Source organism: uncultured Adlercreutzia sp. (genome assembly GCA_910585575.1).
Taxonomy (GTDB): Bacteria; Actinomycetota; Coriobacteriia; order Coriobacteriales; family Eggerthellaceae; genus Adlercreutzia.
Genome location: CAJUFS010000089.1, coordinates 1 through 5,481 on the forward strand (window position 1 = coordinate 1; position 5,481 = coordinate 5,481).

Below are 5,481 nucleotides of genomic sequence, written 5' to 3' on the forward strand. Positions count from 1 at the left end.
CATGCTCGACCTGTTCACCGGCGGCGCGCTGTCGAACTTCTCGGTGTTCTCGCTGGGCATCATGCCCTACATCACGGCATCCATTATCATGCAGCTGATGCAGGGCGTTATTCCCGCGGTGGGCCGCTGGGCGCGTGAGGGCGACACGGGTCGCCGCAAGATCACGCAGGTCACGCGTTACCTCACCCTGGGTCTGGGCCTCATCAACGCGGTGGGCTACCTGCTGCTGTTCAAGTCTCCCGCCTACGGTGTGCAGTTCTCCACCGAGGTGCCCGAGGCTCTCACGAACATCATTATCGTGTTCACCCTGGTGGCGGGCACGGCCTTCATCATGTGGATGGGCGAGCTCATCACCCAGCGCGGCATCGGCAACGGCATGTCCCTCATCATCTTCGTGAGCATCGTGTCTCGCGTGCCCTCGGCCATCTTCTCGTCGGTGACGCTCACCAGCGATTTGGGCACGGGCATTGCGCTGACCCTCGTCATTCTGGCTGTGGTGCTCGTGTGCATCCCGCTCATCATCTTCGTTGAGCGTGCGCAGCGCCGCATCCCGGTGAACTACGCCAAGCGCGTGCAGGGTCGCAAGATGATGGGTGGCCAGTCCACCTACATTCCGCTGAAGGTGAACGCGGCCGGCGTTATCCCCATCATCTTCGCAAGCTGCATCATCTACTTCCCGGCGCAGCTGGCGGCCATCTTCAACGTTGATTGGCTGACCACCTTCGCGAACTGGTGCTCCACGGGTTGGCTGAACTGGTTGCTCACCGTTGCCCTCATCGTGTTCTTCGCCTACTTCTACACCTCCATGGTGTTCAATCCGGAAGAGACGGCGGACAACATCCGCAAGCAGGGCGGCTTTATTCCGGGCGTTCGTCCCGGTACGGCCACGGTGCAGTACATCAAGAACGTCATTAATCGCGTGACGCTGCCGGGCGGCATCTTCATCGCGCTTATTGCCGTGGTGCCCACCATCATCTTCTTCTTCACGAACAATCAGCTCATCCAGGCGTTCGGCGGCACGTCCATCCTCATTATGATCGGCGTTGCCCTCGACACCATGAGCAAGATCGAGTCGCAGCTGAAGATGTACAACTACGAAGGGTTCTTTAAATAAGGCAGACTTGCGGGTCTGTTGAGAAAGGATGTTTCATGAACATCGTTCTTTTGGGGGCTCCGGGTGCCGGCAAGGGTACTCAGGCTGCCAAGCTGGTGGAAGAGTTCCAGACTCCCCACATCTCCACGGGCGATATGTTGCGCGCTGCCGTAGCGGCCGGCACCGAGCTGGGCGTGAAGGCGAAGTCCTACATGGACGCCGGCGATCTGGTGCCCGACGACGTTATCATCGGCCTGGTGACCGAGCGTCTGCAGGAGCCCGATACGGCCAACGGCTTTATCCTCGACGGCTTCCCGCGCACCTCGCCCCAGGCAGTGGCGCTCGATGCCGAACTGTCCAAGCTGGGTCGCCCCCTCGATGCGGCCCTGCTCATCGACGTTGACCCCGAGGTCATCGTGGCCCGTCTCACCTCTCGTCGCATGTGCCGCGACTGCGGCTACATCGGCACCGAGGCCGACGGCGCCACCTGCCCGAAGTGCGGCGGCGAGATGTACCAGCGCGACGACGACAACGAGGCCACGGTGCGCAACCGCCTCGACGTCTACGAGAAGTCGACGAGCCCGCTCATCGACTACTACCGCGGCTGTGAACTGCTCGTCACCATCGACGGCGACCGCGACCCGAACGTGGTGTACGCCGACGTGAAGGAGGCGCTGAACCTGTAGGTTCGTGCCGTTCCGTCATCCAAGAAATCCCGTGTCTCCCGTCAGGGGGCGCGGGATTTCTTTATAATGGGGGACATGCCTACCGTTCGTGAAAACATAGGGTACACGTTCGAGCGCTTCTGGCTCATTTACCGCGCATCCCTGGTGCGGGTGGTGCGGGCCGTAGCGGCTCTGGTGCTCATTGCCGCCCTGCTCGAGGTGTTCGTGTTCAACTTCAACTATTTCGCCTCGGCTGGCTACGACACCATCGATTTGTCCCATCGTATTACGGCAGTAGAGGATGAAGGGGACGGCTTTCGCCTGACTGACATCAACCATGTGTTGGAGTTCTCTCATCTCAATACCGAGATTCACAACATCATGATCGACTTCGAGCGCGACCAGCCAGCTCAGACCATCGACGTCAAGATCCAATTCACCGATTCGGCCCACCAAACCTATTTCGACTCAACGGAGTACACCGTCGGGGTGCCGCTGGCGCACGTTTCCACCTTCGATGAGCAGAGCAAGTACATCAACTTGCAAACAGCGGGCCTCGTAGAGAACTTGCGCCTCGAGGTGGTGGGGGATGACGTTTCCTATCCCATCATGCTGACGGGCATCTACCTGAACGCCCATCATCCGTTCCAGTTCAACATCCTGCGCTTCATCGTCACGATCACCGTGCTGTTGCTCGTTTACGCTTTCCGTCCGGGCTCGGTTATCTATCGCATTCGCATGGTGGAGAACCCGCGCAAGTCGAAGGCGGGCATTATCTTCGCTGTGGCCCTTGAGGTGGTCATGGTGTCCGCGTTCTTGTTCTATGGGTCCAATCTGGTGGGAGTGGCCACGTCCTCGTACAACCACGGTTCGTGGGACGGTGTCTCGCTGGTGAACACCTTCGAGGTGGGAGGCGACAACGCCCAGCAATACGCCGAGTTGGCCCGTGCCATGGCCGAGGGCCGGCTCTACTTAGACGAGGAGCCGCCCGACTGGCTGAAGACCATGGAGGACCCCTACGATAAGGGCGCCCGCGACGAGCTGCAAAAGGAAACGGGGGAGAAGTACCTCTTCGACGTGGCCTACCACGACGGGCACTATTATGTCTACTTCGGCGTTGTGCCCGTGCTTCTGTTCTACCTGCCGTTCTACTTGCTGACGGGGGCGAATTTTCCCACGGCCATCGGCGTGCTCGTCATGGCCATCGCGTTTATTCTGGGATGCTCGGCGCTCCTCGATCGTTTTGCGCGCTATCACTTCCGCTCGGTGAGCCTGGGCATCTACCTGCTGTTGCAAATGCCCCTCGTGTTCTGCAGCGGCATCATGTACCTGGTGAAGTTCCCCACCTTCTATTCGCTGCCCATCATGTGCGGCCTAGCCTTCTCGGTATGGGGCCTGTACTGCTGGATGCGCGGCCGGCTCTCGCAGCATCCGTGCCGCTGGCTGTTCATGGGCTCGCTGTGCATGGCCCTCGTGGCTGGTTGCCGCCCGCAGCTTTTGGTGCTGTCGCTTCTGGCCTTCCCGCTGTTCTGGCGCACCTACATTACCAAGCGACGGTTGCTCACGCCTCAGGGCGTGCGCGAATTCGCCTGCCTGGTGGCGCCCTATGTGCTTGTGGCTGCTGGCATCATGGCCTATAACTACGCGCGCTTCGGCTCGCTTACCGACTTCGGAGCTAACTACAATCTGACCGTCAACGACATGACCAAGCGCGGCATGAACCTTGGGCGCTTGGCCCCGGCCTTCTTCACCTACTTCCTGCAGCCGCCCTCGATGACCGGCGTGTTCCCGTTCCTTCAGCCTGCGCCGTTTGATACCACCTACATGGGGCAGACCATCAAGGAAGTCACCTTTGGCGGCATCTTCGCCTGCTTCCCTCTGCTGTGGGTGCTGGCGTTCTCCCGTCGCATCCTGGCTATGCGCGCCCGCCAGCGCTCGACGCGCACTATCATGGGCATCATTATCGTGCTGCTCGTCTCGGGAATCCTCGTGGCCCTGCTTGACGCCGAGCTGGCGGGCATCTTGCAGCGCTACTACGCCGACTTCAGCGTGATGTTCCTTATGGCAGCGGTGCTCCTGTGTTTTGTGGTGAACGAGCAAATTCCCCAGACCGTCTCGCTGTACCAGCTGCTGTTGAAGGTGCTGCTCGTGCTGGTGAGCCTCGGCCTTATCTACAGCGCCCTTCTGTGCGTGGTGCCGGAAACCGGCTGGTACTCCAACGTGTATCCCTGGGCTTACCAGAGCCTTCTGGAAACGTTCCTCTTCTGGACCTAGGAATGCCCTTTCTGTCTGCTCCGCGGCCTAGGGGCGCCCCTTCGGCTTTCGGCCTCGAGGGGTCCATTCCTTAGAGCGTGGTGGCTTCCTCCATGGGCGTGGTGCCCAGAAGCAGCAGCCCCGTAGCCGAGATGGGGTCGTAGCCCTCCAGGTTGGGAGCGTAATAGGCGGTGGCCGTCTCGCGGTGGAAGAGGGGATAGAGCGGCGCCTCGGCGGCAATGAGGTCGAAGCAGAGGTTCCAGAGGTCTTGCTGCTCGTTCTCGTCGTCGGTGGTGCGGGCGCGGGTGAGCATGCGGGAGAGCTGCTTGAACTCGGGCGACGTGGCCCAGCAGCTGCGGGCGCGCGTCCAGACGTTGTCGCCGTACCACCAGCTCATAATAAGATCGGGATCGTTGCCGAAGCAGGTGGGATCACCGGGGGAGAGCACCACGTCGAAGGGGAGCTCCTCACCCTTGGCGGGGACCTCGGACAAGTCGGCGAACAGCGCCTCGGTAGCCTGGGGCTGCACCGTGACGGCGACGCCCACGGCCTCCCAGTCCTCTTTGATGGCGGCGGCCAAATCGCTCACCCAGTTGTCGTTGCAGCGCAGTGTGAGGGCCAGCTCCTCGACCTCGGCTTCGGCGAGCAAGGCGCGCGCCTTTTCCGGGTCGTAGCTGTATACCGTGGCGGCCCGATGGTAGCCGCGGAAGTAGTCGGGCAAAAGCGACGTGCAGGGCCGACCGTGGCCGCCGACGCAGCGGGCAATGAGGTTGTCCACGTCGATGGCGTACAGCAGCGCCTGGCGCACGCGGGGATTGTCGAAGGGCTCCTTCAGGCAGTTGAACATGAGAAACGGCGCATTGAAGCCGGGGACGTATTCCACGGTGGCGCCACTCTCGGTAATCTGGTCGGCCAGCACTTCCGGGGCCGCCTCCATGCACAGCACCTCGCGGTTCTGCAGGGCCTCCGTGCGCTTCTTATCATCGAGGATCACCGACCACACCATACGCTTGCAGGTGGCGGGGAACGAGCCGGTGTAGTGCTCGTTGGGCACAAAGGACAGGGCGCCCCCGTCGGCTCCGTCAATGGACTCGTAGCGCCACGGCCCCGAGCCAATGGGCAGCGTGCTCAGCGCCTCGTCCGGGAGGGCGGCGGGGAAGACACGCACCAGGGCAAGGCGCTCCTTGAGCAGAATGCCCATGGGCGAGTTGAGCGTAATGCGAATGGTCTGCTCGTCTTTGACGGTCACCTTGTCGATGAAGGAGAGGAACGAGCCGTACAGATCGTTGGCCATGTTGCGGGCAAAGGCGTTGCAGACGTCGGTCACCGTAACAGGCGTGCCGTCGGAGAAGAGCGGATTCTCGCGCAGCGTGACTTCGTACTCGATCTCCGAAATTTGCACCGGCACATCGGCGGCGAGCCCTGGCTCGGTGCGGTAGGTATGCATGTCCAATTCGTAGAGGCCCTCAA

At 61.4% G+C, this 5,481-nt stretch carries 4 protein-coding genes; 3 read left to right on the top strand and 1 reads right to left on the bottom strand.

Translation table 11 applies throughout. From position 1 onward, the window contains the following. The 3 genes from secY to QZ307_RS10015 all read left to right on the top strand — a co-directional run. The coding region (gene secY / locus QZ307_RS10005; protein WP_295999470.1) for a preprotein translocase subunit SecY at positions 1-1,114 on the top strand (1,114 nt) is incomplete at its 5' end. Positions 1,115-1,149: 35 nt separating this feature from the next. Next, complete coding sequence (locus QZ307_RS10010) at positions 1,150-1,779, top strand: adenylate kinase (RefSeq protein ID WP_295999472.1); 630 nt, start codon at positions 1,150-1,152, stop codon at positions 1,777-1,779. A 75-nt stretch (positions 1,780-1,854) separates the two neighbouring features. After that, entirely contained in the window at positions 1,855-4,032 is a 2,178-nt protein-coding gene (locus tag QZ307_RS10015) for a cytochrome C oxidase Cbb3 (protein WP_295999474.1), read from the top strand. A gap of 70 nt (positions 4,033-4,102) precedes the next feature. Here QZ307_RS10015 and QZ307_RS10020 read toward each other — a convergent pair whose 3' ends face one another. Beyond that, positions 4,103-5,458, bottom strand: a complete 1,356-nt coding sequence (locus QZ307_RS10020; RefSeq protein ID WP_295999476.1) for an ABC transporter substrate-binding protein — start codon at positions 5,456-5,458, stop codon at positions 4,103-4,105. Between the last annotated feature and the right edge of the window lie 23 nt (positions 5,459-5,481).